Source organism: Frateuria sp. GZRe14 (assembly GCF_051900395.1).
In the GTDB taxonomy this organism is placed as follows: Bacteria; Pseudomonadota; Gammaproteobacteria; order Xanthomonadales; family Rhodanobacteraceae; genus Frateuria_A; species Frateuria_A edaphi.
In genome coordinates this window covers 2533659-2560658 of the sequence record NZ_JBHZGJ010000001.1, presented here as the reverse complement: position 1 = coordinate 2560658, position 27000 = coordinate 2533659, and the positions used below count along the sequence as shown (strand labels likewise).

The following is a 27000-nucleotide window of genomic DNA, read 5'->3' as shown; positions in this document are numbered from 1 at the left end:
CGAACGCGGTCAGGCTGCGCGCGAGGCGCGCTTGCGGTCGTTCTCGGTCAGGTGCTTCTTGCGCAGGCGGATTTCCTTCGGCGTGACCTCGACCAGCTCGTCGTCGTCGATGAAGTCCAGGGCCTGCTCCAGCGAGAACTTGATCGCCGGGGTGAGCTGGATCGCATCGTCCTTGCCGGAGGCGCGCATGTTGGTCAGCGGCTTGGGCTTGATAGCGTTGACGGTCAGGTCATTGTCCTTGGCATGGATGCCGACCAGCTGGCCTTCGTACACCTGGTCGCCTTCGGCGGCGAACAGCTTGCCGCGCTCCTGCAACGGCCCCAGCGAGTAGGCGGGGGTGGTGCCGCCAGCGTTGGCGATCATCACGCCGTTCTGGCGCTTGGCGATCTGACCTTCTTCCTTCGGACCGTAATGGTCGAATACGTGGAACAGCAGGCCCGAACCCTGGGTCAGGGTCTTGAACTGGTTCTGGAAGCCGATCAGGCCCCGCGCCGGGATCATGTACTCCAGGCGCACGCGGCCCTTGCCGTCGGGCTCCATGTTCTTGAGCTGGCCCTTGCGGATGCCCAGACGCTCCATCACCGGACCCTGGTGGATTTCCTCCACGTCGACCACCAACTGCTCGATCGGCTCCATCTTCTGGCCGTCGATCTCCTTGATGATCACTTCCGGACGCGACACGGCGAGCTCATAGCCCTCGCGGCGCATGTTCTCGATCAGCACCGACAGGTGCAGCTCGCCGCGGCCGGAGACCAGGAACTTGTCCGCGTCCGAACCCTGCTCGACCTTCAGCGCGACGTTGTGCACCTGCTCGCGGTCCAGTCGGTCCTTGAGCTGGCGGCTGGTCAGGAACTTGCCGCCGGAGAGGTCCTTGTTGCCGGCGAACGGCGAGTTGTTCACCTGGAAGGTCATGCTGATGGTCGGCTCGTCGACGGTCAGCGCCGGCAGCGCCTCGGGGGTGTCGAGCGCGCAGACGGTGTCGGAAATGGTGAGTTCCGCAATGCCCGAGATGGCGACGATGTCACCGGCCTCGGCGCTGTCCTGCTCGATGCGCTCCAGACCCATGAAGCCGAGCACCTGCAGCACCTTGCCCTGGCGCTTCTTGCCGTGGCGATCGATCACCGCGACGGGCATGTTCTTCTTCAGCGTGCCGCGCTGGATGCGGCCGATGCCGATCACGCCCACGAAGTTGTTGTAGTCCAGCTGGCTGATGCGCATCTGGAACGGGCCTTCCGGATCGACTTCCGGCTTGGGCGCGTGCTGCATGATCGCTTCGTACAGCGGGGTCATGTCGCCTTCGCGGGCGTTCTCGTCCAGCGAGGCGTAGCCGTTCAGGGCCGAGGCGTAGACAATCGGGAAGTCCATCTGCTCGGGCGTGGCGCCCAGGCGGTCGAACAGGTCCCACACCTGCTCGACGACCCATTCGGGGCGCGAACCGGGGCGGTCGATCTTGTTGATCACCACGATCGGCTTGAAGCCCATCGCGAAGGCCTTCTGGGTCACGAAGCGCGTCTGCGGCATCGGGCCGTCCATCGCGTCGACCAGGATCAGCACGGTGTCGACCATCGACAGCACGCGCTCGACCTCGCCGCCGAAGTCGGCGTGTCCGGGCGTGTCGACGATGTTGATCCGGTTGCCCTGCCAGGTGATGGCCGTGTTCTTGGCCAGGATGGTGATGCCGCGTTCCTTTTCCTGGTCGTTGGAGTCCATCACGCGCTCGGCCAGCACGGTACGCTCGTTGAGCGTGCCCGACTGTTTGAGCAGCTGATCGACGAGGGTGGTCTTGCCGTGGTCGACGTGGGCGACGATGGCGATATTGCGCAGTTTTTCGATGGACATGGCACAGGCCCGGGCGGCGCTTGGTCAGCCGCCACGTAAGTTTCGGAGGGGTAAACTCCGCAATTATACGGATTTGCGGGGGTTTTTGCCCGTGCCGCGCATGAACGCCCCGCGCCAGGCCCGTTCGCAGGTGGGGAGCATCCCGTTGGGCGGGGCGTCAGCCACCGGCCACCTGCCGGGAAAGGGGCGGTGGGGCCCAAGCCCATCCGGCGTCAGGTCAGGCCGGTCAGCGCAAACAGCGCGATCACCACGAAGACCGCCAGCGTCTTGATCACCGTGATGGCGAAGATGTCGCGGTAGGACTGCCGGTGCGTCAGCCCGGTCACCGCCAGCAGGGTGATCACCGCGCCGTTGTGCGGCAGGGTGTCCATGCCGCCGGACGCCATCGCGGCCACGCGGTGCAGCACTTCCATCGGAATGCCGGCGGCCTCGGCATTTGCGATGAACGTATGCGCCATCGCCGCCAGCGCGATGCCCATCCCGCCTGACGCCGAACCGGTGATGCCGGCCAGCGCGGTGACCGTCACCGCTTCGTTGACCAGCGGGTTGGGGATCCCGTGCAGCGCGTCGGCCACCAGCCTGAAGCCGGGCAGGGCGGCAACCACTGCGCCGAAGCCGTATTCGGACGCGGTGTTCATCGAGGCGAGCAACGCGCCGCCCACGGCGCTGCGGCTGCCCTCGGCGAAGCGTTCGACCACCGGCCGCCAGGCGGACGCGAGCACGCATACGATGCCCACGAGCAACGCTCCCTCCACCGCCCAGATGGCGGCGAGCTTGGAGACTTCCTGGACCACGGGCTCGGCCTTGCCGACCACGCTGGGCGCGAATGAAGCGGTTTCGCCGTAGGCGCGCGGTATCCAGTCGGTGAACAGCTTGTTGGCCACGCCCACCAGCACCAGCGGCAACAGCGCGACCAGCGGATGGGCGAGCTTGCCGTGCTCGAATGGCGCCGGCTCGTTGACCAGGTCGCTCCCGTAGCCCTCGCCCGCGGCGGCGGCCTTGCGCCGGCGCGATTCCAGATAGGCCAGGCCCACGACCAGGATGAACACCGAGCCGATCGTGCCCAGCCACGGCGCCGCCCAGGCGGTGGTGCCGAAGAACGACGTCGGGATGATGTTCTGGATCTGCGGCGTGCCGGGCAGCGAGTCCATGGTGAAGGTAAACGCGCCCAGTGCGATGGTGCCGGGGATCAGCCGCTTGGGGATGTCGCTGGCGCGGAACAGTTCGGCCGCGAACGGGTAGACCGCGAACACCACCACGAACAGCGACACCCCGCCGTAGGTCAGCAGCGCGCACACCAGCACGATGGAAAGGATCGCGCGGCCGCGCCCGACCAGCCCGATGGTCGCCGCCACGATCGCCTTGGAGAAACCCGACAGCTCGATCAGCTTGCCGAACACCGCGCCGAGCATGAACACCGGGAAGTAGAGCTTGAGGAAGCCCACCATCCTGTCCATGAACAGGCCGGTGAACATCGGCGCCACCAGCGCCGGATCGGTCAGCAGCACCGCGCCCAGCGCCGCGATCGGCGCGAACAGGATGACGCTGTGGCCGCGGTACGCCGCCACCATCAGGAACGCCAGCGCGACCAGAACGATCAGGAATGCCATCGACCTTTTTTCCCCGGCGGCGCGCAGCCGCGCCGCAATGACAGTGCCCGGCGAGTATCGGCAGCGCGCCGCCGGCCGGGCACTGTACGAAGGTACAAGTGCCCCGTTGCGTGCCCATGCCTAGGATCGGTGCATCAAGGCACCCATCGTCGATGGCTGCGTCCACAGGCAACCCTCGACGGTTGCGTCCAAAAGGGAGGGGAGTCATGCAACGCACGCATCTGAGTCTGGCCATCGGCATGGTGATCGGCCTGGCGTTCGCCATGCCGGCGCTGGCGCGGCAATCCGGCGGCGCATCGCCGCAGGACAGCGGCAAGCCGGTCAACGCCAAACAGCTGGAACAGGTGACGGTCACTGCCCGCAAACGCGAGGAAACCCTGCAGGACGTGCCGATCGCGGTCAGCGCCTTCACCGCCCAGGCGCTGGAAAAGCAGAACGTGCAGAACCTGTCCGACCTGCAGGGCAAGGTGCCCTCGCTGCAGATCTACGCCGCGCGCGGCTCCAACACCACGCTCACCGCCTACATCCGCGGCGTCGGCCAGGCCGATCCGACCTGGGGCTTCGATCCGGGCGTGGGCATCTATCTCGACGACGTGTACCTCGCCCGTCCGCAGGGCGCGGTGCTGGACGTGTTCGACGTCAGTCGCATCGAGGTGCTGCGCGGCCCGCAGGGCACGCTGTACGGCAAGAACACCATCGGCGGCGCGATCAAGTACGTCTCCAACCCGTTGCCGGTGAAGACCGAAGGCTCGCTGGAAGTGACCGCGGGCACGCACGGCGAGAAGGACATCAAGGCAAGCATCGGCGGCGCCAGCGCCGACCAGATGTGGCGCGGCCGCATCGCCTACGCCAGCGGCCACAATGACGGCTTCGGGGAAGACATCCTCACCGGCAGCCGCAACGGCAACAAGAACACCAACGCCGCGCGCGCGACGATCGGTTTCTTCCCGACCAGCACGTTCAACATGCAGCTGTCGGTGGACGGCGTGCGCGACAACTCCAATCCGCGCGGCGCCAAGATGCTCACCGTCAACGCGCTGGAACCGGCCTACCCGCCGCTGGGGAGCGACTTCGACACCCGCAGCGGCTTCGCCCAGCTCAACCACACCAAGCTCTACGGCACCGCGCTGACGATGAACTGGATCGCCAGCCAGGACTGGTCGCTCAAGTCGGTCACTGCGGTGCGCGGCTCCTCGACCGACACCAACATCGACTTCGACACGCTGCCGGAAAAGATCGCGGACGTGAACGCGGTCTACACCGACCACCAGTTCAGCCAGGAATTGCAGGCCAACTACGACGCCGGCGGCACCGTGCACGGCGTGTTCGGCGCGTACTACTTCGACGGCACTGCCAACGGCCACATCCACAACATCTTCCTGGGCTCGCCGCCGTACTCGACGCTGGGCCTGACCCAGTTCGGCGGCACCGGCGGCAGCATGGGCACCAAGAGCTGGGCCGGCTACGGCGACTTCACCTGGGACCTGACGCCCGACTGGAGCCTGGACGTGGGCCTGCGCTACACCCACGAGACCAAGACCGCGCTGATCCAGAACTACGGCTACTCGGACGACACCTTCACCACGCCGATCGCCACGCTGGCCGACTTCAGCGGCTCGCACGCCACCAGCAACTTCTCGCCCAAGGTCTCGCTGGACTGGAGCGCGAGCGACCACATCAAGCTGTACGCCAGCTATTCGGAGGGTTTCCACTCCGGCGGCTACAACATCCGCGCCAACTGCGTGGCGGTGCCGACCTCGTGCCGTCCGATCGACGACGAGAAGGTGCAGTCCTACGAGGTCGGCAGCAAGATGACGTTCTTCGACGACGCGCTGATGATGAACACGGCGCTGTTCCGCAACGTCTACTCCAACATCCAGCTGTCGGTGTTCAGCTCCTACACGCTGCCCAACGGCAGCCAGGGCTTCTTCGGCGACTTCACCAACGCCGGCAAGGGGCACATCGACGGCATCGAGGAAGAGTTCGCCTGGAAGCCGTCGGAGAACTGGACGCTACGCGGCAACGTTGCTTATTTGCATACCAAATACACCCAGTACATGACCGGCGGCGTCAACATCGCCGACCAGCAGAAGTTCACCAATGCACCGAAGTGGTCCGGCGGCCTGTCGCTGGAAAACACCACGCCGCTGGCCAATGGCGGCAGCATCTCGGCGCGGGTCAACTACACCTACCAGACCATGGTCTATCCGGAGACCACGCTCTCGCCGCTGATCGCACAGCCGGCCTACGGCCTGTGGAATGCCGGCGTGATCTGGCAGATCAACGATCCCTGGTCGCTCAGCCTGCAGGGCACCAACCTGGCCAACAAGTCCTACCGCACCACCGGCTACAACGTCGGCGCACTGGGCATCTACACCGGCTTCTACGGTGCGCCGCGGATGGTCACGCTGAGCGCGAAATACCGGTTCTGACGTCGCACCTTTCCTTCTGCAGCAGGGAAGGCGCCGGGATGCCACCTCCCCGCCGCCCGGCTCCTTTCCTGCCTGCGGGGGATGCCATCCTGTAAGAGCGCACCCTGCGCGCGACCGCCATCTACTGGTCGCGCAGGGTGCGCTCCTTTAAAAAAAGACCGCGCCGGAGATCGATATGCGCAAGATCCTCAGCCTGCTGGCCCTCCTTTTCGCCAGCGCGCTCGCCCATGCCGGCGATGCCCCGTCGCTGCCAAAGCTCCAGCTCGACCCCGCGCGCGTCGCCGTGGCCGGCCTCTCCTCCGGCGCCTACATGGCCGCCCAGGCGCAGATCGCCTATCCGGAAATCTTCCATGGCGCCGCCCTCGTCGCCGGCGGCCCGTACGGTTGCGCCGGCGGCCAGCTCGCCACGGCGATTGGAAGCTGCATGAAAGGCGCGCCGGCGCCCGACGTGGGCGCGCTGGTCGCACGCGCACGGAAGCTGTCGGCCGACGGGCGTATCAGACCGCTCGCGCAGTTGGCGGGTTCGCATGTCTATCTGCTGCACGGCAAGGCCGACGCCATGGTCGTGCCGTCGGTGGCCGAGGCGGGCGCGCGCTTCTACGAAAGCCTGCGTGACAGCGTGCCGGGCCTCGAGGGCATGCGGGTACGCGACGACGGCGCGCGCGCCTTCGCGCACAACCTGCCGGTGGCGGGTAAGGGCGACGATTGCAGCACGTCGGTGTCGCCGTTCCTCGGTCACTGCGGTTTCGATGCGGCAGGGACGATCTTCGCCGAGCTGTTCGGCAAACCGGCCCACGCCGTGACCGCGCCACGCGGCGAGCTGCGCACATTCGGCCAGGATGCGCTGCGCCCGGACGGCAAGGATGCTTTCCTCGCCGCCGAGGGCTATGTCTACCTGCCGCCCTCCTGCGCCGCCGGCAAACCCTGCGGCCTGCTGGTCGCGCTGCACGGCTGCAAGCAGAACGCCGAGGCGGTGGGCGAGGCGTTCGTGCGCGACGCCGGCTTCAACCGCTGGGCGGACGCCTACGACGTGGCCGTGCTGTACCCTCAGGCACGCGCGAGCTTCGCGCCATTGAATCCGCAAGCATGCTGGGACTGGTGGGGATACTCCGGAGCCGACTACGACACCCGCCAGGGCGTGCAACTGCGCTGGCTGGTCGACGCCGTGCGCGCGCTGGGACTGCCCGCCAAGCGATGACTTTCGTTCTGCCCCGTCCCGCAATGGATAGGGATCTCAGCGCGTCATGCCCAGCCCCACGCTGATCGCGCTCGCCGCCGCCTGCTGGCTCGGCCTGCTGTTCGGCTTCGCGCTGCTCGGCGAGCGGCGCCCGCGGCTGTTCGAGAAGCGCTGGGCGATCGTCTATGCGCTGTCGCTGGCGATCCACTGCACCTCGTGGACCTTCTACGGCACGGTGACCCAGGCCAGCCGCTCGGGCTGGTGGCTGCCGCCGACCTTCGTCGGCGCGATCCTGATGTACCTGCTGGCGATCGCCGTGCTGCGGCGGCTGGTGGAGCTGGCGCGCGAGTACAACGCCGGCTCGCTGGCCGACCTGATCGCGGTGCGGCTGGGACGCCACTCGGGACTGGCGGCGCTGGTCACCGCGGTGGTGGTGCTGGGCATCGTCCCTTACATCGCGCTGCAGCTGAAGGCCGTGGCGATGAGCTACATGCTGCTCAGCCACGGCCAGCTCGCCGAGTCCGAGCCATGGCAGGACAGTGCGCTCTACATCGCGCTGCTGATGGCGCTGTTCGCGATGCTGTTCGGCACCCGCCGCGCGTCCACCACGGCCCACAACCGCGGGCTGGTGCTGGCGATGGCGTTCGAATCGCTGTTCAAGCTGGGCGCGATGCTGGCGCTGGGCACGCTGCTGTTCACCCCACTGCCCGCCGGCCTGCCGCCGGTGCCGGTGCCGCCGCACGAGAGCACCGGCTTCCCGGCCCTGATCCTGCTCGGCGCGCTGGCGATGTTCACCCTGCCGCACCAGTTCCATGCCGGCGTGGTCGAGTGTCGCGACGGCGGCCACCTGCGCACCGCGCGATGGTTGTTCCCGCTGTACATGCTGCTGATCGCGCTGCCGATCCTGCCGCTGGCGAAGCTCGGCGACGCGTGGCTCGGGCCCAGCGGCGTACCGTCGGACCTCTACGTGCTTGCGCTGCCGCTGGCGCGCGGGCAGCACACTCTGGCGCTGGTGGCGTTCCTCGGAGGCTTGAGCGCCGCCACCAGCATGGTGGTGGTCGCCACGCTGGCGCTCAGCCTGATGATCGTCAACCACTTCATCGCTCCGCTGCGCGTGCGCGCCGGCTGGGGCCGCGACGAGCGTGGCGACCTGCGTGGCGAGGTCATCAACCAGCGCCGCGTGGCGATCGTGGTGGTGATCCTGCTGGCATGGGGCTACAGCCGCGTGCTGGCCAGCCACGAGGCGCTGGCGGACATCGGCGCGATCTCGTTCTCCGCGCTGGCGGGGCTGGCGCCGGCCTTGTTCGCCGCCGTGTACCGGCCGCAGGTTGGGCCGCGTGCGGTGACCGCGGGGCTGGCCTGCGGCACGTTCGTGTGGCTCTATGTGGTGCTGCCCTCGCTGTGGCCGGCGATGCCGGCGGGATTGCTGCACGGCCCGTTCGGGCTCGGCTGGCTGTCGCCCGCCGGGCTGCTCGGGCTGGGCGACTGGAGCCAGTTGGGCCGCGCCGTGGTGTTGAGCCTGGCGGCGAACGTGGCGGTGACGTGGCTGGTGGCCCAGTCGCGCTTCGGCCAGGCCACGCGCGTGGCGGGCGTCGGCGACGTTGGCGTGGTGGAGCTGCGCGCATTGGCCGAGCGTTTCCTGCCGCCCGAGCGCGTGGCGCACCTGTTCGCCGCCGCGCCGGAGCAGGGTGCCGCCGGCCATGCGCGGGTCGACGCGGTCGAGCACGAACTGGCCGCGGTGATCGGCGCGGCGTCGGCGCGGCTGCTGCTGGAAGTGGTGCACAAGCAGGGCCGCGCGCAACTGGACACCGTCGCGGCGATCGTCGGCGAAGCCACGCAGGACCTGCGCTTCAACCAGCGCGTGCTGGAGGCGGCGCTGGAGAACATGAGCCAGGGCATCTGCGTGGTCGACGCGGAGCTGCGCGTGGTGGCCTGGAACCGCTGCTACGCGCGGCTGTTCCAGTACCCCGACGACATGCTGCAGATCGGCCGCCCGGTCGCCGACCTCGCGCGCTTCATCATTGGCGAGGGCCTGATCGGCGAAGGCGACGTGGAGACGCGCGTGCAGCGCCGGCTGACCCATATGCAGGCCGGCACGCGGCACCTGTCCGAGCGGCGTTTTCCCGATGGCACGATCGTGGAGATCCGCGGCAATCCCATGCCCGGCGGCGGCTTCGTCGCCACCTTCACCGACGTCACCGCATTCCGCCGCGCCGAGGACGCCCTGAAGAAGGTCAACGAGACGCTCGAATTGCGCGTGGAAGAGCGCACCCGTGCGCTGGCCGCCGCCAGCGCCGAGGCCCAGCGCGCCAACGAGGCCAAGAGCCGCTTCCTGGCCGCCGTCACCCACGACCTGATGCAGCCGTTGCACGCGGCGCAGTTGTTCGCGCATACGCTGACCGAACACGGGGCCGACGCGGCCATCGCCGGCAACCTCAATGGCGCGCTCACCGCGACCGAAGGCCTGCTCGCCGGCCTGCTCGACATCGCGCGTCTGGAGGGCGGCCGCCTGCAGCCGCAGCCGCGCATCTTCGCTTTGGCTGAGGTACTCGATCCGCTGGCCGCCGAGTTCGGCGCCATCGCCCAGGACCGCGGCGTGCGGTTGGACGTGGTCGGCACGCGCGCCTGGGTGCATTCGGATCCGCAACTGCTGCGCCGGGTGCTGCAGAACTTCCTCTCCAACGCGTTGCGCTACGCCGAACGCGGCCGCGTACTGCTGGGCGTGCGCCGTTGCGGCGCGCAGCTGCGCGTGGAGGTGTGGGACACCGGCCCGGGCATCGCGCCGCAGGAGCGCGCGATGATCTTCCAGGAGTTCCGTCGCGGCAGTGCCGCGGGCGGGCAGGGGCTGGGCCTGGGCCTGTCGATCGCCCGGCGCATGGCTGGTCTGCTCGGGCATCCGCTGGGCCTGCGCTCATGGCCGGGCCAGGGCAGCGTGTTCGACCTGGGTGTGCCGCTGGCGCGGATGCCGGCGAGCGTGCCGGCAGCCGCGGCTACGCTCCAGCCGCTGCCGGCCGGGCGAGCGCTGGTGCTGGACAACGAACCGGCGGCGCTGGCCGCGTTGAGCGCGCTGCTTACCGGTTGGGGCTGGCAGGTGCATGCCGCCCGCGATGCGGCCCAGGCGCTCGCGGCGCCGTGGCAGGCGGACCTGCACATCCTCGACTATCACCTCGACGCGGGGCGTACCGGCTGGGACGTCTGGCGCGAACTGAGCGGGCGCCACCCGGACGTGCCGACGGTGATGCTGACCGCCGACCGTGACGGCGAATTGCGCCAGCGCCTGCTCGATGCGGGGATCGGCGTGCTCTACAAGCCGCTCAAGCCGCTGGCGTTGCGCCAGTTGCTGCAGCGCGTGGCGGCGGCGGTGCGAGTGTAGGAGTGCACCTGTGCGCGACCGCGGGAAACGGTTGCGCATGGCAGTCCCGGACAGCCCCGCTCCTGCGCGGGGAAGCCCTGTCCGTCAGGCGGCGGCGTATTCGCCCATGCGTGCGCGGGGACGGATCGCGACGGTGGTGTCGCCGCTGATCAGCTGCAGTTCGCCATCCTGGATCAGGCACTGCAGCCGCATGCCGCGCTCGCACAGTGCGGTGAGCTGGCGCACGGTGGCGTCGTCGATGTCGAGCACGGTCAGGTTGTCGTTGCGCGAGAGCGCAGTGCCGACCTTGTCCCACCAGATGTCGGCGACGCGTCCGCCGTAGTTGACCACCACGACCTGCCGCGAGCGCCCGCAGGCCTTGCGGATGCGCGCCTCGTCCGGCTGGCCGAGTTCGATCCACTGCTCCACCTCGTCGGTGTACGCGCGTCGCCAGAGTGCTGGTTCGTCCTCGTCGCTCAGGCCCTTGCCGAACTCCAGCCGATCGTCCGCGTGCAGCGCGAAGGCGAGCAACCGCACCATCAGCCGCTCCTCGGTTTCGGAGGGATGGCGGGCCAGCGTCAACGCGTGGGTCGCGTAGTAGTGCCGATCCATGTCGCTGATCGACAGCTCGGCTTTGTGGATGGTGGCGTTGAGGGCCATGGTCGTGCCTGCTGCGGGTAATCGGCCATTGTACGCCGCGGCCGGCGCTAAGCTGGCCGGATGATCCATGCGACCGCGCCCAGCACCGTGCACCTGCCCGAAGGCGATTGGGCGACCGCGCTCGACGGGCTGTGCGCCTGTTTTCCGCGCATCGGCCGCGCGCAGTGGCTGGACAGGCTCCGCCGTGGCCGCGTGCTCGATGCCGGCGACATGCCGATCGATGAGCACACGCCCGGCCGCGCCGGCATGAAGCTGAAATATTTCCGTGAGGTCGAGAGCGAACCGGCGATCCCCGGCGACGAGGTCGTGCTGCATGTCGACGATCACCTGGTGGTGGTCGACAAACCCCACTTCCTGCCGGTGGTGCCGGCTGGCGGCTACGTGCAGCAGACCTTGCTGGGGCGCCTCGTGCGCCGGCTGGGCAATCCGGCACTGGTGCCGTTGCACCGGCTCGATCGCGAGACTGCCGGGCTGGTGCTGTTTTCGGCGCAGCCGGCCACGCGGGATGCGTATCTGTCGCTGTTCCGCGAGCGGCGCATCGTCAAGCGTTACGAGGCACTGGCCGCGCCCTTGCCGCAACTTGCGCTACCGCACGTGCACCGCTCGCGGCTGGAGGCGGGCGAGCCGTTCTTCCGCATGCGCGAAGTGGAGGGCGAAGCGAACAGCGAGACGCGCGTGAGTGTGATCGAACGTGGCGCGCAGCTTTGGCGCTACGCGTTGGAGCCGCATACCGGGCGCAAGCACCAGTTGCGCGTGCACATGGCGACGCTGGGCGCACCCATCCGCAACGACCACTTTTATCCGCAGCTGCAGGAACGGCTGGAAGATGATTTCAGCCGGCCGCTGCAGTTGCTGGCGCGCGGGTTGGCATTCGTCGATCCGTTGAGCGGGCAGGCGCGGGAATTCCGCAGCAGGTCGTCGCTCGAAGCCTTGTAGAAGTGCAGCGTCAGTCCGCGGTGCCGGTCCGCCGCGGTCGCGCACAGGGTGCGCTCCTACAGGACCCGCGCCGGCTCGCCCAGGTCCAGCGAACGCAGCAGCAAGCCGGCCTGCGTGCGGTTGCGCACGCCGAGCTTTTCGAAGATCGCCGTCACGTGCGCCTTGACGGTGCGTTCCTGGATGGCCAGTCGATCGGCAATCTGCTTGTTGAGCAGGCCTTCGCCGATCAGCGCCAGCACGCGGTACTGCTGTTCGGTCAGGCGCGCGAGGCGGGCGGCGAGGTCGGCGTCTCTCGGGTCGGGCGCGAGCGCGCCGACTGCGCTGGCCAGGCCCGGAGGGACCCAGCTGCCGCAGTCGAGCACGGTGCGGATCGCTTCGCCGATCTGGGCGGGAGTGGCGCTCTTGGGGATGAAACCTGCCGCACCGTGGTCGAGCACGCGGCGCACGGTGCGCGGCTCGTCATGCGCGGATACCACCAGAACTGCCACGCCCGGATGCTGGCCTCGCAGCGCGGCCAGGCCGGACAGGCCCTGGCTGCCGGGCATGTGCAGGTCCAGCAGCACCAGGTCGGTGTCGGGGGCTGCCGTCAGCGCGGCGAGGGCATCGGCGAGGTCGGCCGCTTCGCTGACCCGGCAGTCTGCGACACAGGCGATGGCCGCCTGGCGCAACGCGGCGCGGAACAGCGGATGGTCGTCGGCGATCAGCAGGGAAGGCATGCCATGCAAACTAGCGGGTGCGCGCCATGGCGTCGAGTTCACCTCCATGCCGGAGCGCATCCGTGCGCGACGCGGACGTGACGCAAGCGGGGCGACGGATGGTCGGGGACCGGGCGGTCGCGCACAGGGTGCTTTCCTGGAAAACGGTACCGGCATGGACCTTCGTACGATGGCGTCCGCGCGCGTGCTTGCTAAGGTGCCGGAATGAACGCGTTCCTGAAGCGGCTGACCCTGATGCTGGTGCCCGCCCTGGCTGGCGGCGCCGTCCACGCCGCGGCCGCGGAGCCTGCCATGCCATCGATCGATTTCGTTCCGGGTGAGGTGCGGGTCACCACCCACCGCGACCATGACGACCTGCTCAGCGCCGGACTGGGCCTCGCAGGCCTGGCCGGCGCACCGGTTCCTTTCGCCGATCCAGCTCGCCCCACGCCGCAGGAACTGCGTCGCCGCGCGATCCAGATGAACTGGAAGGGCATCGCCGACCTCGGACCCCTCGGTGGTTACGGCCAGGTCTACGGAGGCGTCCCGGCGGTGCCGGGGCGCGAATACCAGGCCTTCGCCTGGATACCGGGAGCGCATCAACCCCATCGCGTGCTGCTGCAGGCGCCGGACGGCTTCGACAAGGACAAGCGTTGCCTGGTGGTCACCGCATCGTCCGGCTCGCGCGGGATCTACGGCGCGATCGCACTGGCCGGTGCCTGGGGCCTGCCGAAGGGCTGCGCGGTGGCCTATACCGACAAGGGTGCCGGCAGCGGTTTCTTCGATTACACCGACGACAGCGGCGTGGCGCTCGATGGCCGCCGCGCGAAACGCGGCGAGGCGCCACTGGAGTTCACCCCGCCACCGCTGCCGGCCGGCGCGGGCATCGCGGTCAAGCATCTGCACTCGGGCGACAACCCGGAGGCCGACTGGGGTCGCCACGTGTTGCAGGCGGCGCGCTTCGGGCTGGCCATGCTCGATCGCGCCTATCCGGAGCTTGCGCCGTTCACGGCGAAGAACACGCGCATCATCGCAACAGGGCTTTCCAACGGCGGCGGCGCGGTGCTGCAGGCCGCGGGCCTGGACGACGAGCAACTGCTCGACGGCGTGGTCGCGCTGGAGCCCAACGTGCAACTGGCCGGGCAGGGTCGCAAGCTCTACGACTACGCCACCGAGGCGGCGATCTGGCTGCCTTGCGCGCTGACCGGCGCGCGCTTCGATGCGGTGCCGTTCGCGCGCGCGCCGATGACCAGGGATTGGCCGCAACGCTGCGCCAGCCTGCACGCACAGGGCCTGCTCGAGTCCGCCACGCCCGCGACGCAGGCGGCCGAGGCGTACGAACATCTCCGCGCATCGGGCTGGACCGAGGCGGCCATGCAGGTGGCGGCCACATCGACCGCGTTCGACCTGTGGCGCGCGATCACCGCCGGCTACGCCTCGGCCTACCTGCGCCGCGGCACGGCCAACATGCCTTGCGGCTTCCACTACGCCGCGGCCACGCCGGAGGGCACGCCCGGCATCGCCGACGCGGCCAGCCGTGCGGCGTGGTGGTCGGACAGCGCGGGCATTCCGCCTGGCAACGGCATCGGCCTGTTCGGTGGCACCGACGGTTCGGCCGATCCCACGCTCGTCGGCGAACAATGCCTGCGCGCGCTCTGGGACGGCGACGACGCCACCGCGCAGGCGCTGCACGCGGGCGTCGAGGCGACCGTGGCGCGGCTGCCGCGCGAGGACCTGCCGCTGTGGGTGGTGCACGGAGCCGACGACGGCCTGCTGCCGACCGCCTTCACCTCCGAACCGTACATCGCCTGGCTGCGCGCCGCAGGGCGACGGCCGCTGTACTGGAAGGTGCCGCACGCGCAGCACTTCGATGCGTTCCTGCCGTTGCCCGGCTTCGGCGAACGGCACCTGCCGCTGCTGCCCTACGGCTACGCCGCGCTGGACCGTCTGTGGGCGCACCTGTTCGAAAACGCGCCATGGCCGGTCGACATACGCACGCCATCGGGACACCCGCGGGGCGAGCAGGTTCTTACGCGGGCGGCGCTCGACCTGAAGTAGCCGTCCAACTTCCGCTTGTGCCCGGCCGGCGCAGCACGCATAGTCGACCGCCACCAGCTGTCGATGCAGGACGCGCCATGCGGGTTCGCCTGGAAGATGTGGCACGCGCCGCGGGGGTGTCGCCCAAGACCGTCTCCCGCGTGCTCAACGACGAAGCGAACGTGCGTGGCCCCACGCGCGAGAAGGTGCTTGCCGCGATGGCGGCGATGGACTATCGCCCGCACCAGCCGGCGCGCAGCCTGGCGAGCAACCGCTCGTTCCTGATCGCGATGCTCTACGACAACCCTTCGTCGAACTACCTCACCGAGATCCAGGCCGGCGTGCTGGAGGCCTGCGACCTGCACCACTACAGCATGATGGTGCGGCCGCTTCACGTGGAGGAAACCGGCTTCGTCGATCGCGTCGACCGGCTGCTCTCGCACCACCGCCCCGACGGCCTGTTGCTGACGCCGCCGATCACCGACAACCCCGCCTTGCTGCAGCGCCTGCTCGAGCGGCGCGTGCTCTATGCCAGCGTTTCGCCGATCGAGCGCGCCGGCACCATCGGCGCCTTCATCGACGAACCGGAAGCGGCGCGTCAGATGATGGCGACGCTGCTGGCGCTGGGCCACCGGCGCATCGCGCACGTCATCGGGCATCCGGACCACGGCGCCAGCCAGTGGCGTCTGGCCGGCTATCGCGCGGCGCTTGCCGAGGCCGGACTGCAGCGCGACCCGGAACTGGAAGTGCCGGGCGACTTCTCCTTCGGCAGCGGCGTGGCGGCGGCGCGGCGGCTGTTCTCGCTGCCACGCGGACGCGGGCCGACCGCGGTGTTCGCGGCCAACGACGACATGGCCGCCGGCGTGATCTGGGCGGCCGGCGAGCACGGCCTGTTGGTGCCCCGGGACGTTTCGGTCTGCGGCTTCGACGACACCCCGATCGCGCGCCAGATCTGGCCCACGCTCACCACCATCCACCAGCCCAGCCGCGAAATGGGCCGCATCGCCGCGCTGCAGTTGCTCGACACCCTGCGCGGGCGGCCCGGCGCGATGGTGCAGGCCACGTTCTCGCTGGAAGTGCGCGAGTCCACCGCCCAGGCGGCGTGAGGGAAAGAACGTGTAAGAAATTTGTTGCAAGGCAAATTGACAGCGCTGTCAAAGCAAGGCAAACATGTGCCCCGCTTGCGGCAAGATGCCCGCGGGTGCAAGGCACACAAGTGGGGCGCAACAAGGGCGAAGCGGCAGGCCGCGCGCGCGGTCCATGCCGTCTGAACATCACTTATGCGGGGAGCGAAGCTGATGAACAAGCACGTGCGACTGGCCTTATCCGCGGCAATAGCCGCCTGCCTGATGCCCAGCATCGCGCTGGCGCAGAACGATGATCAGGCGCAGAACACGGCGCCGCAAACCGACGCCACCCAACCGGCCAATGCCCAGGCGCAGCAACAGCCGCCCAGCAAGGCGAGCGCCAAGAACCTCGAGCAGGTCGTGGTGACGGGCAATACCGCCACCGGCGGCCTGCGCAAGATCGACACCAGCTACTCGGTCACCACGGCCACCGCCGAACAGATCCGGCTGGCCAATCCCAAGAGCACGGCCGACCTGCTGAAGATCTCCCCCGGCCTGTGGCCCGAGTCCACCGGCGGCCAGACCGGCGCCAACATCGAAATCGCGGGCTTCCCCGGCGGCGGCGATGCGCCGTACTTCAGCACCCAGATGATGGGCTCGCCGCTGTACGGCATGCCCACGCTGTCGTTCTTCGAGACCACCTCGATCTTCCGCCTCGACGACACGGTCGACCGCGCCGAGATCGTGCAGGGTGGCCCGTCGGTCGTATTCGGCGACGGCCAGATCGGCGCGACCGCCAACTTCATCCTCAAGCAGGGTACCGAGGTGCCTTCGGGCAGCATCGGCGTGACCTACGGCAACGAGAACCTCAAGCGCGTCGACGGCTTCTTCGGCTTCCCGATCGCCAAGAACACCTACGGCAGCATCGGCGGCTTCTACCGCGACTCCGACGGTGTGCGCGATCCGAAGTTCGCGGCGGACAAGGGCGGCCAGCTCACCGGCACGTTCACCCACGACAGCGACAACGGCTCGATGACGCTGTACGCGCGCTACCTCAACGACCGCAACCAGTTCATCACGCCGATCCCGCTGATCCAGAGCGGCACGGACAACTTCAGCGCCTACCCGGGCTTCGATCCGCTCACCGACACCTACAACGGCCCGGCCATCCAGCACGTGTTCCTGCGCGGCTATCCGGGCGGCGGTCGCGACGCCAACCTGGCCAACGGCCGCGGCGCGAAGTTCGGCTTCTTCGGCGGCAACTTCGACTACGACCTGGGCAACGGCTGGAACCTGTCCGACAAGTTCCTCATCGACGGCGGCGACGTCGACACCAACGCGCTGTTCTCCGGCACGAACCCGGGCAGCCTGAACGACATGCTCTACACCGACCAGAGCCAGATCGGCGCGTTCAACCTGGTGCCGGGCTCGGCCACTGCGACGTATGTCGACGGCGGCGCGGTCGATCCCAACCAGAGCGTGATCCACCAGGGCTGGTGGTTCATCCACAAGCACCTGAAGAACATCAACAACGACTTCCGCCTGAGCAAGGAAATCTTCGAAGGCAACACGCTCACCGCCGGCCTGTACCTGGCGCACTACACGATGGACGACGAATGGGCGCTGGGCAACCAGATGCTCATGACCAACACGCCCAACGCGCGGCCGATCACGGTCAGCTACGTCGATGCCAATGGCGTCAACCAGCTGACCGACAACCAGGGCTTCCTGGACTACGGCGGCTACAACATCGCCCAGCATGGCACCGCCAACAACAAGGCGTTCTACCTGTCCGACATCTGGCGCGTCGGCAAGTGGCTGATCGACCTGTCCGGCCGCGTGGAGAACCAGAACGCGGTCAACGACGTCTGCAACCTGACCAACCAGAACCTGGACGGCAACGACAACACGATCTACGACAACAACGTGCCGGTGTGTAACGGCACCTTTGCCCACACCCGCTACGACAAGACCCACCCGTCGTGGACCTTCGGCGTGAACTACGAGCTCGCCGACAACATGAGCGTGTACTTCCGCGCCAACCGCGGTGCGCACTTCGACGACTTCGACAACGGCATCCGCGGCAACGTCACGGGCAACACCGCGCCGATCCAGAAGATCCAGAACTTCGAAGGCGGCTTCAAATACCAGAGCGAACAGTTCTTCGCGGACATCACCGTGTACCACCGCCAGTTCAACGGCCTGCTGTACCAGCCGACCGACGAGCAGGGCGTGCCGAACGGGCCGCAGAGCACCTACGGTTCGGATTCGAAGGGCGTGAACATCAACACCGCCTGGAGCCCGATCGAGCACCTGAAGTTCCAGCTGGTCGGCAACTACCTGGACGGTGTGTACTCGCACAACCGCTCGTGCCTGCCCTACACCAACCCGGTCGCCGGCGACGGTTGCGCGAACATCAACGGCGTGCAGCTGCAGCGCCAGCCGAAGGTGCGCTACATGTTCACGCCCAGCTACGACATGCCGTTCGGCTGGGGCGACGTGCTGGCCTTCGTGACCTTCACGCATGTCGGCCCGCATACCCAGGACATCTCCGGGCTGCAGCAACTGGGCAGCTACCACACCTGGGACTTCGGCATCGTCGCCAACATCCAGCAGAGCTGGCAGGTGCGCCTGCAGGGCACCAACATGACCAACGAGCTGGGCCTGACCGAAAGCAACTCGCGCATCTTCGGCTCGGCCGCCGGCACCACCGGCGTGATCCTGGCCCGTCCGCTGGAAGGGCGCGAGGTCAACCTGCAAGTGAAGTACATGTTCTGAAGCACCCCGGATTGCCTGCGCCCTGCCGGTGGCGGGCGCAGGCGCCTTTTTCGGGTTCCCGGGATGGAACCCGGAACGGCCCGGGCGTCATTCTCGCGAAAGCGGGAAATCCATGGCCGCCCTCGACGAGCGTGGCATCGAAGACCAGCAGTCGCAGTTGAAAGGCGCCTCCCGCTTCCGCGGGAATGACGGCCAGGCGGTGCCGCCCTTGCACAAGCCCGGCAGCAAAGAGGAGTGCCCATGAAGCGCTTTCCCGTCGGACTCGCGGTGTTCCCGCTCGTCGTTGCGTTGGTTGCCACGCCGGCCTTCGCCGCCACGGATCCAAGCTTCCAGTTCACGGCGACAGCCAAGGACTTCGGCAACTACTTTCCGAGCTACCTGGCCAACGGCTACTTCTCCACCATGACCTCGCCGCGCGGCACCGAGCCCAGCGCCGCGTACATGGTCGCGTTCATGGACTACAAGCCGGGCGATATCTCGCGCCCGGCGGCGATCCCCGGCTGGAGCGAGATCGACTACAACCCCGGCGGCGGCTGGCTCAACCGCACGCGGCTGGACGCGGGCATCTTCCAGCACTACGCGCAGACGCTGGACATGCAGGGCGCCACGCTGACCACGCGCTACCGCTTCGCCTATGCGAACAAGGCCAGCGACATCCAGGTCACCTCCTTCGTCAGCCAGGCCTCGCCGCACCTGGCGGCCACGCAGATCGCCATCACCCCGCAGTTCGACGGCCCGGTGCAGCTGAGCTTCCCGCTGCGGCTGTGGTCCGAACACCAGCCGCGCTTCCCGATCGCCAGCATGGGCGGGGAGGAGATGATCGCGGCGGTGATCGCCAGCGGACAGAGCCTGGACAACAAACCGGTGCCCACGCCCGACCGTGCGCCGGTCTGGTATCCGGGCTACACGCAGGTGCTTTCCGCCGACGGCGATGCCAGGGCGCTGACGCTCGCGCTGAAGGGCAGGGCGCAGCATGGGCTTGGCATGGCGGAGGCCGCCGCGATCGGCCTGCCCGAGGGCCTTTCGCCCGACACGGTGAAGCTGGAACGGACGCCGACCAAACTCTCGATCGAGATCACCGCGACGTTGCACAAGGGCAAGCGCTACGTCTTCACCAAATACCTGGCGCTCTCGCGCGACGGCTGGGGCGACGACAAGGACGTGCTTGCCCTGGCGAGCGCCGCGCGCATGACCGGTTTCGATCGCCTGCTCGCCGACCACCAGGCCGCCTGGCACGCGCTGTGGCAGTCCGACATCGTGATCGACGGCAACCCGGCTGTGCAGAAGGCGGTGCATTCGGACCTCTACTACCTCTTGTCCAACAGTACCGTCGGCACCGCCTGGCCGATGGGCGCCTGCGCGCTGACGCCCAACTACGCGGGCCATGCGTTCTGGGACAGCGACTCGTGGGTGTTCCCGGCGCTGTTGCTGCTGCATCCGGAGCGCGCCAAGCCGATCGTGATGTTCCGCGACCGCACCACCGAACCGGCGCGGGCGCGCGCCCGCCAGTACGGCGTCAAAGGCACCATGTACCCGTGGGAGGCCGATCCGCAGACCGGCGTGGACGTCACGCCGCACTTCGCGTGGGAGGTCTACCGCGAGGTACACGTCAACGCCGACATCGCCATCGCGCAGTGGCAGTACTACCTCGCCACCGGCGACGAGGCGTGGCTGAAGACGCAGGCCTGGCCGGTGCTGGAGGGCATCGCCACCTTCTGGACCAGCCGCGTCACCTATGACAAGGCGCACGACCGCTACGAGATCCACCACGTCACCTCGCCCGACGAGGCCTACAACGACGTGCCGAACGACTCGTTCACCAATGCCGCCGCGCGCAAGGCGCTGCAGATCGCGGTGAAGGCGGCGCGCGTGGTCGGCGCCGAGGCCGACCCGCGCTGGAGCGAGATCGCCTCGAAGATGTACATCCCCTTCGACGAGGCCGAGCAGCGCCACCTGGACTTCGACAAGTCGGTGCCGCACGACAAGATCACCTGGATGGGCTCCTCGCTGGTCTGGCTGATGTATCCGAACCTCGACCTTCCGATGTCGCCGCAGGTGCGCCGAAACGACTTCCAGTTCCAGTTGCAGGAACTGAAGAGCCACGGCGACGACCCGAACGAGATGATGATGGTGATGATGGCCGTCGGCGCCGCGGAACTGGGCGATGCGGCCGCCGCCGGTGCATGGATCGAACGCAACCTGGTCGGCTTCCTCAAGGCCCCGTTCAACGTGCGCACCGAAACCGCCGCCAACAACGCCGGGTACATCCTCGCTACCTCGTCCGGCTTCCTGCAGAGCATGCTGTACGGGCTCACCGGACTGCGCATCGACGATGACGGCCTCAGCGAGAGATACGCGCCAGTGCTGCCGCCGGGCTGGAACGGCCTGACGCTCAAGGGCGTGCACTTCCGCGGGAAACGCTTCGACATCCACGTCGGGCGCGGCGCCGACGGCAAGGTGAAGCTTGTGCGCAAGGCGGTGCCATGAACCGCGATCCCTGCAGGAGCGCCCTTGGGCGCGACCGCCATGCCCGGGTCGCGCCCGGGGGCGCTCCTGCAGCCACGCTGTTCGGCAAGGGATCGCTCGAGGGCATCGCCCTCTGGATGCTGTGGCTGATCGCCTGCGCCGCCCTCGCACTTTCCGCGCCGGCCGCCGCCACCGATCCGAGCTTCCTGCTCACCGCCACCGCCCGCGACTTCCCCACGTACTTTCCGACCCAGCTCGGCAATGGCTATGTCGCCACGCTCAGTGCCCCGCGCGGCACCGAGGACAACCTGTCCTACATGGCCGCCTTCATGGACTACGCCGAGGGCGACGTCTCCCGTCCCGCGGCGATACCCGGATGGAGCGGCATCGACTACAGCACCGGCACTTCGTCTTCCGGGCATTTCTGGCTCAACCAGGTCGCGCTCGATCCGGCCGTGTTCGGCGACTACCGCCAGGTGCTGGACCTGCACGACGGCACGCTGACCACGCGCTACCGCTACGACGACCACGGCCGCGCCACGCGCATCGAGGTGGTCTCGCTGGTCAGCCAGGCCTCGCCGCACCTGGCGGCAACACAGCTGTCGATCACGCCCGAGTTCGACGGCGAGGTGGAGCTGTCCTTTCCGCTCGCGTTGTGGGCGCCGCACCAGCCGCGCTTCGACCTGGCCCGCCTCACCGGCGAGCAGATGCAGGAGGCGGTGGCGGCGAACAACCTCAAGCTCGAGCCTATCCCGCCGGCCACGCCCGACCGCGCCCCGCTGTGGTACCACGGCGACACCCACGTGCTCGACGCGCACGGCGATGCCAAGGGGCTGACCCTCTCGCTGGACGGTCGCGCCGAACAGGGACTGTCGATGGCCGAGGCGGTCGCCGTGGCGCTGCCCGAAGGCCTCGCGCCGAGCGGTGCCCGCGTCTACCGCAGCCCTTGGCGGCTTTCCCTCGAACTGAAGGCCAGGGTGCGCAAGGGCCACACCTACACCTTCGGCAAGTTCGTGGCGCTGTCGCGCGAGGGCTGGGGAGGTGACGCCAGGGCAGACCTGGCGCTGGTGCGGCAGGCGCGAGGGAACGGCTTCGCGCGCTTGCGCGCGGACCACGTCGCCGCGTGGCACGACCTGTGGCGCTCGGACATCCGGATCGAGGGCGATCCCGAATCCCAGCGCATGGTGCACTCGGACCTGTACTACCTGCTGTCGAACGTCACGCCAGGCACCGCCTGGCCGAGCGGTGCCTGCGGCCTGACTCCGGGTTATGCCGGGCACGTGTTCTGGGACAACGACACCTGGGTGTTCCCGGCGCTGCTGCTGTTGCATCCGGAGCGCGCACGATCGCTGGTCGATTTCCGCAGCCGCACGTTGCCGGCTGCCGAAGCGCGCGCCCGAGAAAGGGGACTGCGCGGGGCGATGTATCCGTGGGAATCCGATCCGCAGCACGGCACCGAGCAGACGCCGCACCCGGCTTATGTGCTCGGCGAGCGCGAGATCCATGTCACGGCGGACGTGGCCATCGCGCAATGGCAGTACTGGCTGGCCAGTGGCGACAAGGGCTGGCTGCGCGACCATGGCTGGCCGGTGATCCACGCGGTCGCCGACTTCTGGGCCAGCCGCGCGACCTGGGTGCCCGAACGCAAGCGCTACGAAATCCCGCACGTCACCTCGGTGGACGAGGACTACAACGACGTGCCCAACGACACCTTCACCAACGTCTCGGCCCGCAAGGCGCTACAGCTGGCGGCGCGGGCCGCCGCGGTTCTGGGCGAGAAGGCCGATCCGCGCTGGGCGGAGGTCGCGGACAAGCTGTTCGTCCCCTTCGACGCGAGGGCCGGGCATCACCTGGACTTCGACCCGTCAGTGCCGCACGACATCGATTCCTGGGGCGGCAGCTCGTTGCCGATGCTGGTCCTGCCTTCGCTGGACCTGCCGATGGAGCCGGGCGTGCGGCGGCGCGACTATGACTACGCGCTGGCGCCGATCACGCAATCGCACCGCGATCCGAACAGCATGGGCCTGGCGCCGCTGGCGATCTACGCGGCCACGCTGGGCGATGCCGCCGGGGCCAATGCGTGGTTCCAGCGCAACCTCCACGCCGGCGTGATGCAGCCGCCATTCAACGTGCGCACCGAGACGCCGAACAACAACACCGGTTACTTCATCACCGCCGCCGGGGGGCTGCTGCAGACCATCGAGTACGGTTTCACCGGCCTGCGCCTGCAACCCGGCGGCCTGGTCGCAGCCTATCCGCCGGTGCTGCCGCCGACGTGGCACGCCTTCACGCTGACCCACGTAGCGTTGCGTGGTGCGTACTACGACATCACCGTGAGCCGCGATCGGAACGGACGCGTCGCGCTCACGCGCCGACCCGCGGAGGACCGGCCATGAACGCCCGCGCCTTGTTCACGGTTCTGGCTTGCCTGTTCGCGGTCGCGGCTTGGGCCGATGAGCAGGCCGGGGTAAGGCCCGACGGCACGGTGACCGCCGCTTCGGTGGCGATCCCGTATTCGCAGTTCGCTTCGCCGCAGGCGCGCGCGTTCTTCCCCAGGATGCTGGCGGCGGGTGCCCAGTCGCCGCCTCTCAGCGCGCCGATCGAGCAGAGCCGGCGCTTCTACGATCGCCTCAACAGCGACCGCGCCGCGCGCATGCGCAAGCTCTATCCGGTCACCGTCCGGCACGAAACCATCGCCGGCGTCGGCGCCGACGTGGTGCTGCCCGAACAAGGCGTCAGCGCGGCCAATCGTCATCGCGTGCTGGTCAACCTGCACGGTGGCGCTTTCCTTTGGGGCGCCGGCAGTGGCGGTCTCGTCGAAGCGATTCCGGTCGCCAGCCTGGGCCGGATCGAGGTCATCACGCTGGATTACCGGCAGGGGCCCGAGCACACCTTCCCCGCCGCCAGCGAAGACGTCGAGGCCGTCTACCGCAAGCTGCTCCAGACCCATCGGCCAAGTGAGATCGGCATCTACGGCTGCTCGGCCGGCGGCATCCTGACCGGCGAGGCGGTGGCCCGCTTCATCGCCGACAAGGTGCCCGTGCCCGGCGCGATCGGCACCTTCTGCGGCTCGCTGGTGACTATCGCCGGCGACTCGGCCTACGTCGGGCCGTTGCTCAACGGGCAGGGCGTGCCGGCGGAGCCGCTGGACCTCGCTACGTTGCCGTATTTCCACGGCATCGACACCAGCGACCCGAGGGTGCAGCCGGGCCTCTCGCCCGAATTGCTCAAACATTTCCCGCCGACCCTGCTGATCACCGGCACGCGCGACATGGCGATGAGCTCGGTGGTGCACAGCCAGACGCTACTGACCGAGGCCGGCGTCGAGGCCGAGCTGCACGTGTGGGAAGGCATGTGGCATTCGTTCTTCTCCGACCCCGAGCTGCCCGAGTCGCGGCAGGCCTACCGCACCATCGTGGCGTTCTTCGAGCGCCACCTCGCCCCACCGCAAGAGGAAGCCCATCCATGAAGACCCGTCCGCGGATCGTCTCCCTGCTCGGCGCCATGGCGCTCGTGCTCTCCACCGCGGCGAGCGCCGCCAGCCCCAGCCCGGCGAAGACAGAGGCCTACATCCACAAGGCCTGGGACACCCTCACGCGCTCGCTGGACGATTGCTCGGCGCTGCACGATCCGAAGATGGACGCACGTCCGGTGCTCTACCTGCCGGCGGGCCTGGACAAACCCGCGGGGATCGACGACATCGCCAGGCGCTGCAAGGTCGAAGTACGCACGCTGCCCCGGCGCATCGAGCGGCTCGGCGACCTGATGCCTTCGAAGCTTCCGGCCGAAGGCCTGCTCTACCTGCCCAGGCCCTACGTGGTACCGGGCGGGCAGTTCAACGAGATGTACGGCTGGGACAGCTATTTCATCCAGCTGGGCCTGCTCGCCGACCACCGCGATGACCTGGCGCGCGACATGACCGACAACATGCTGTTCGAGGTCGAGCACTACGGCGGCGTGCTCAACGCCAACCGCACCTACTACCTGACCCGCTCGCAGCCGCCGTTCCTCAGCCGCATGGTCGCCGACGTGCTGGCCGCCCACGGCGCCTTCAAGGACGAGGCCGAGCGACACGCCTGGCTGGTGCACGCCTATCCGCTGGCGGTGTCGAACTACCGCATCTGGACGCGACCGGAGCACCGCGCGGGCGACACCGGACTGGCGCGCTACTTCGACCTGGGCGCCGGCCCGGTGCCGGAGATGCACGGCAGCGAGTACTACCGCGGCGTGATCGCGTGGGTGCTGGCCCATCCGAAGGCCGATCCCGGCTATCTGGTGAAGGCCTCGGAACATCCGGATGCGACGGAAGCGGCGAAGCTCAAGACCGCGAGCTGCGATACCGGGGCGTCCGACGTCTGCGCCGGCGCCTGGGCCCAGGGCTACCGGCTGAGCGCCGACTACTACCTGGGTGACCGCGCGATGCGCGAGTCCGGCTTCGACACCAACTTCCACTTCGGACCCTACGGTGGCACCACGCACCACTACGCCGGCGTGGGCCTCAACAGCCTGCTCTACCGCTACGAGCGCGACCTGCACGACCTTGCCCTGCAACTGGGCAAGGTGGCCGAGGCGCAGCAATGGGCCGAGGCCGCTGCGCGGCGCAAGGCGGCGATGAACAAATACCTGTGGCAGCCGCAGCAGGGCATGTACATGGACTACGACTTCATCGCCGGCAAGCCATCGACGCAGCCTTATGTCACCACGTACTGGCCACTGTGGGCGGGGCTTGCCTCCAGGGAGCAGGCCGCCTCGCTGGACAAGCACCTGGCCGTTTTCGAACGCAAGGGCGGCCTGTCGATGGACAACCTGAGCAGCGGCGCGCAATGGGACGAGCCGTTCGGCTGGGCGCCCACCAACTGGCTGGCAATCTCGGGCCTGGACGCCTACGGCTTCCGTGACGATGCGCAACGCCTGGCGCACAAGTTCATGGCCACCGTGGAGACCGGCTTCGCCCACGACGGCACGATCCGCGAGAAATACAACATGGCGCTCGGCAACGCGGACGTCAAAATCACTGCCGGCTACACCACCAACGTGATCGGTTTCGGCTGGACCAACGCGGTCTACCTCAAGCTGCATCAGCTGCTGCAGGGCGCGCCGGCACGGGTGCCTGCCACCGCGCGCAGCGCCGAGGCGCCGGCGGTGCACTGATCAGGCGGTTCACGGGCGACGGCCGGCTGCTGCGCTATCCTTGCCGGCCTTTTCGCCCACGTCCCAAGGGATTGCCATGACCATCAACGTCACGTTCGAGACCAACCGCGGCCCGATTCACCTGCGCCTGCACGAGGACAAGGCGCCGGTGACCGTCGCCAATTTCGTCAACCTGGCCCGCCGCGGCTATTACGACGGGCTGTCGTTCCACCGCGTCATCAACGATTTCATGATCCAGGGCGGTTGCCCGCTGGGCACCGGCACCGGCGGCCCCGGCTACAAGTTCGAGGACGAGTTCCACCCCTCGCTGCGCCACGACAAGCCGGGCGTGCTGTCCATGGCCAACGCCGGCCCGCGCACCAACGGCAGCCAGTTCTTCATCACTCACGGCCCGACCCCGTGGCTGGACGGCAAGCACAGCGTGTTTGGCGAAGTGGTCGGCGGTGACGACCAGAAGGTGGTCAACGCGATCCGCCAGGGCGACACCATCGAGCGTGTGGCCGTCGAAGGCGACGTCGACGCGCTGATGGCCGCGCAGGCCGACCGCATCAAGGAATGGAACGAAAAGCTCGACCAGCGCGGTTGAGCCTTGTCGCGTGATCTGGTTTCCCTCCCCGACGCGATCGGGGAGGGAGAGGCCCGTCGCCTGGATCGAGCCCTCTCAGCTCTCCGGGACGAGATCGACGCCACGCGTGCGATGTAGGAGCGCCCTTGGGCGCGGCTGCGGTGCGCCCAATCGCGCCCTGCAACTCAGCTCGGCTCCGCCGTCCCATCCCCAGTGCCGTTGGGCTTCGGGCCAG

The 27000-nt window shown here is 68.4% G+C and carries 17 protein-coding genes; 13 read left to right on the top strand and 4 right to left on the bottom strand.

Going from position 1 to position 27000, the window contains the following annotated elements; all coding sequences use genetic code 11:
• Positions 1–9: 9 nt before the first annotated feature.
• Together typA and ACFWZ1_RS11650 are read right to left on the bottom strand one after the other, a co-directional pair.
• Entirely contained in the window at positions 10–1839 is a 1830-nt protein-coding gene (typA, locus tag ACFWZ1_RS11655; protein WP_231320785.1) for a translational GTPase TypA, read from the bottom strand.
• Between the two features lie 212 nt (positions 1840–2051).
• Positions 2052–3449 carry a GntP family permease gene (locus ACFWZ1_RS11650; protein WP_439666520.1) on the bottom strand — a complete coding sequence of 466 codons (1398 nt, stop codon included), beginning with the start codon at positions 3447–3449 and terminating at the stop codon, positions 2052–2054.
• Positions 3450–3712: 263 nt separating this feature from the next.
• On the opposite strand from ACFWZ1_RS11650, the gene ACFWZ1_RS11645 reads away from it, so the two are divergent.
• From ACFWZ1_RS11645 to ACFWZ1_RS11635, 3 genes are all read left to right on the top strand, one after another.
• On the top strand, positions 3713–5881 hold the full coding sequence (locus ACFWZ1_RS11645; RefSeq protein WP_439666898.1) for a TonB-dependent receptor: 2169 nt from the start codon (positions 3713–3715) through the stop codon (positions 5879–5881).
• A gap of 175 nt (positions 5882–6056) precedes the next feature.
• Positions 6057–7079: an extracellular catalytic domain type 2 short-chain-length polyhydroxyalkanoate depolymerase gene (locus tag ACFWZ1_RS11640; protein ID WP_439666519.1), complete on the top strand. Its 1023-nt coding sequence runs from the start codon at positions 6057–6059 to the stop codon at positions 7077–7079.
• A 46-nt stretch (positions 7080–7125) separates the two neighbouring features.
• The gene (locus ACFWZ1_RS11635) at positions 7126–10431 is read left to right on the top strand and encodes a PAS-domain containing protein (protein ID WP_439666518.1); all 3306 of its coding nucleotides are present in this window, start codon (positions 7126–7128) and stop codon (positions 10429–10431) included.
• An 84-nt stretch (positions 10432–10515) separates the two neighbouring features.
• On the opposite strand, the gene ACFWZ1_RS11630 is transcribed toward ACFWZ1_RS11635, so the two are convergent.
• Positions 10516–11070, bottom strand: a complete 555-nt coding sequence (locus ACFWZ1_RS11630; RefSeq protein WP_439666517.1) for a YaeQ family protein — start codon at positions 11068–11070, stop codon at positions 10516–10518.
• Positions 11071–11130: 60 nt separating this feature from the next.
• Here ACFWZ1_RS11630 and ACFWZ1_RS11625 point away from each other — a divergent pair, with 60 nt between their 5' ends.
• Complete coding sequence (locus tag ACFWZ1_RS11625) at positions 11131–12006, top strand: pseudouridine synthase (RefSeq protein WP_439666516.1); 876 nt, start codon at positions 11131–11133, stop codon at positions 12004–12006.
• Between the two features lie 56 nt (positions 12007–12062).
• Here ACFWZ1_RS11625 and ACFWZ1_RS11620 read toward each other — a convergent pair whose 3' ends face one another.
• Positions 12063–12722 (bottom strand): response regulator transcription factor, encoded by a 660-nt coding sequence (locus tag ACFWZ1_RS11620; RefSeq protein WP_439666515.1) that lies wholly within the window; start codon positions 12720–12722, stop codon positions 12063–12065.
• A gap of 204 nt (positions 12723–12926) precedes the next feature.
• Here ACFWZ1_RS11620 and ACFWZ1_RS11615 point away from each other — a divergent pair, with 204 nt between their 5' ends.
• From ACFWZ1_RS11615 to ACFWZ1_RS11575, 9 genes are all read left to right on the top strand, one after another.
• Positions 12927–14759 (top strand): 3-hydroxybutyrate oligomer hydrolase family protein, encoded by a 1833-nt coding sequence (locus tag ACFWZ1_RS11615; RefSeq protein ID WP_439666514.1) that lies wholly within the window; start codon positions 12927–12929, stop codon positions 14757–14759.
• Positions 14760–14836: 77 nt separating this feature from the next.
• On the top strand, positions 14837–15844 hold the full coding sequence (locus ACFWZ1_RS11610; RefSeq protein ID WP_439666513.1) for a LacI family DNA-binding transcriptional regulator: 1008 nt from the start codon (positions 14837–14839) through the stop codon (positions 15842–15844).
• A gap of 192 nt (positions 15845–16036) precedes the next feature.
• Positions 16037–18583: a TonB-dependent receptor gene (locus tag ACFWZ1_RS11605; protein ID WP_439666512.1), complete on the top strand. Its 2547-nt coding sequence runs from the start codon at positions 16037–16039 to the stop codon at positions 18581–18583.
• 112 nt (positions 18584–18695) lie between these two features.
• The gene (locus ACFWZ1_RS11600) at positions 18696–18827 is read left to right on the top strand and encodes a hypothetical protein (RefSeq protein ID WP_256445224.1); all 132 of its coding nucleotides are present in this window, start codon (positions 18696–18698) and stop codon (positions 18825–18827) included.
• The gene (locus ACFWZ1_RS11595) at positions 18824–21070 is read left to right on the top strand and encodes a glycosyl hydrolase family 95 catalytic domain-containing protein (RefSeq protein WP_439666511.1); all 2247 of its coding nucleotides are present in this window, start codon (positions 18824–18826) and stop codon (positions 21068–21070) included. The genes ACFWZ1_RS11600 and ACFWZ1_RS11595 overlap by 4 nt, the downstream gene beginning before the upstream one ends.
• Positions 21067–23445, top strand: coding sequence for a glycoside hydrolase family 65 protein (locus ACFWZ1_RS11590; protein ID WP_439666510.1), 2379 nt, complete (start codon positions 21067–21069; stop codon positions 23443–23445). Before ACFWZ1_RS11595 ends, ACFWZ1_RS11590 begins: the two co-directional genes overlap by 4 nt.
• On the top strand, positions 23442–24518 hold the full coding sequence (locus ACFWZ1_RS11585; RefSeq protein ID WP_439666509.1) for an alpha/beta hydrolase: 1077 nt from the start codon (positions 23442–23444) through the stop codon (positions 24516–24518). Before ACFWZ1_RS11590 ends, ACFWZ1_RS11585 begins: the two co-directional genes overlap by 4 nt.
• Entirely contained in the window at positions 24515–26200 is a 1686-nt protein-coding gene (locus ACFWZ1_RS11580; RefSeq protein ID WP_439666508.1) for a trehalase family glycosidase, read from the top strand. Before ACFWZ1_RS11585 ends, ACFWZ1_RS11580 begins: the two co-directional genes overlap by 4 nt.
• A gap of 76 nt (positions 26201–26276) precedes the next feature.
• Positions 26277–26786 (top strand): peptidylprolyl isomerase, encoded by a 510-nt coding sequence (locus ACFWZ1_RS11575; RefSeq protein ID WP_231320762.1) that lies wholly within the window; start codon positions 26277–26279, stop codon positions 26784–26786.
• Positions 26787–27000: the final 214 nt, after the last annotated feature.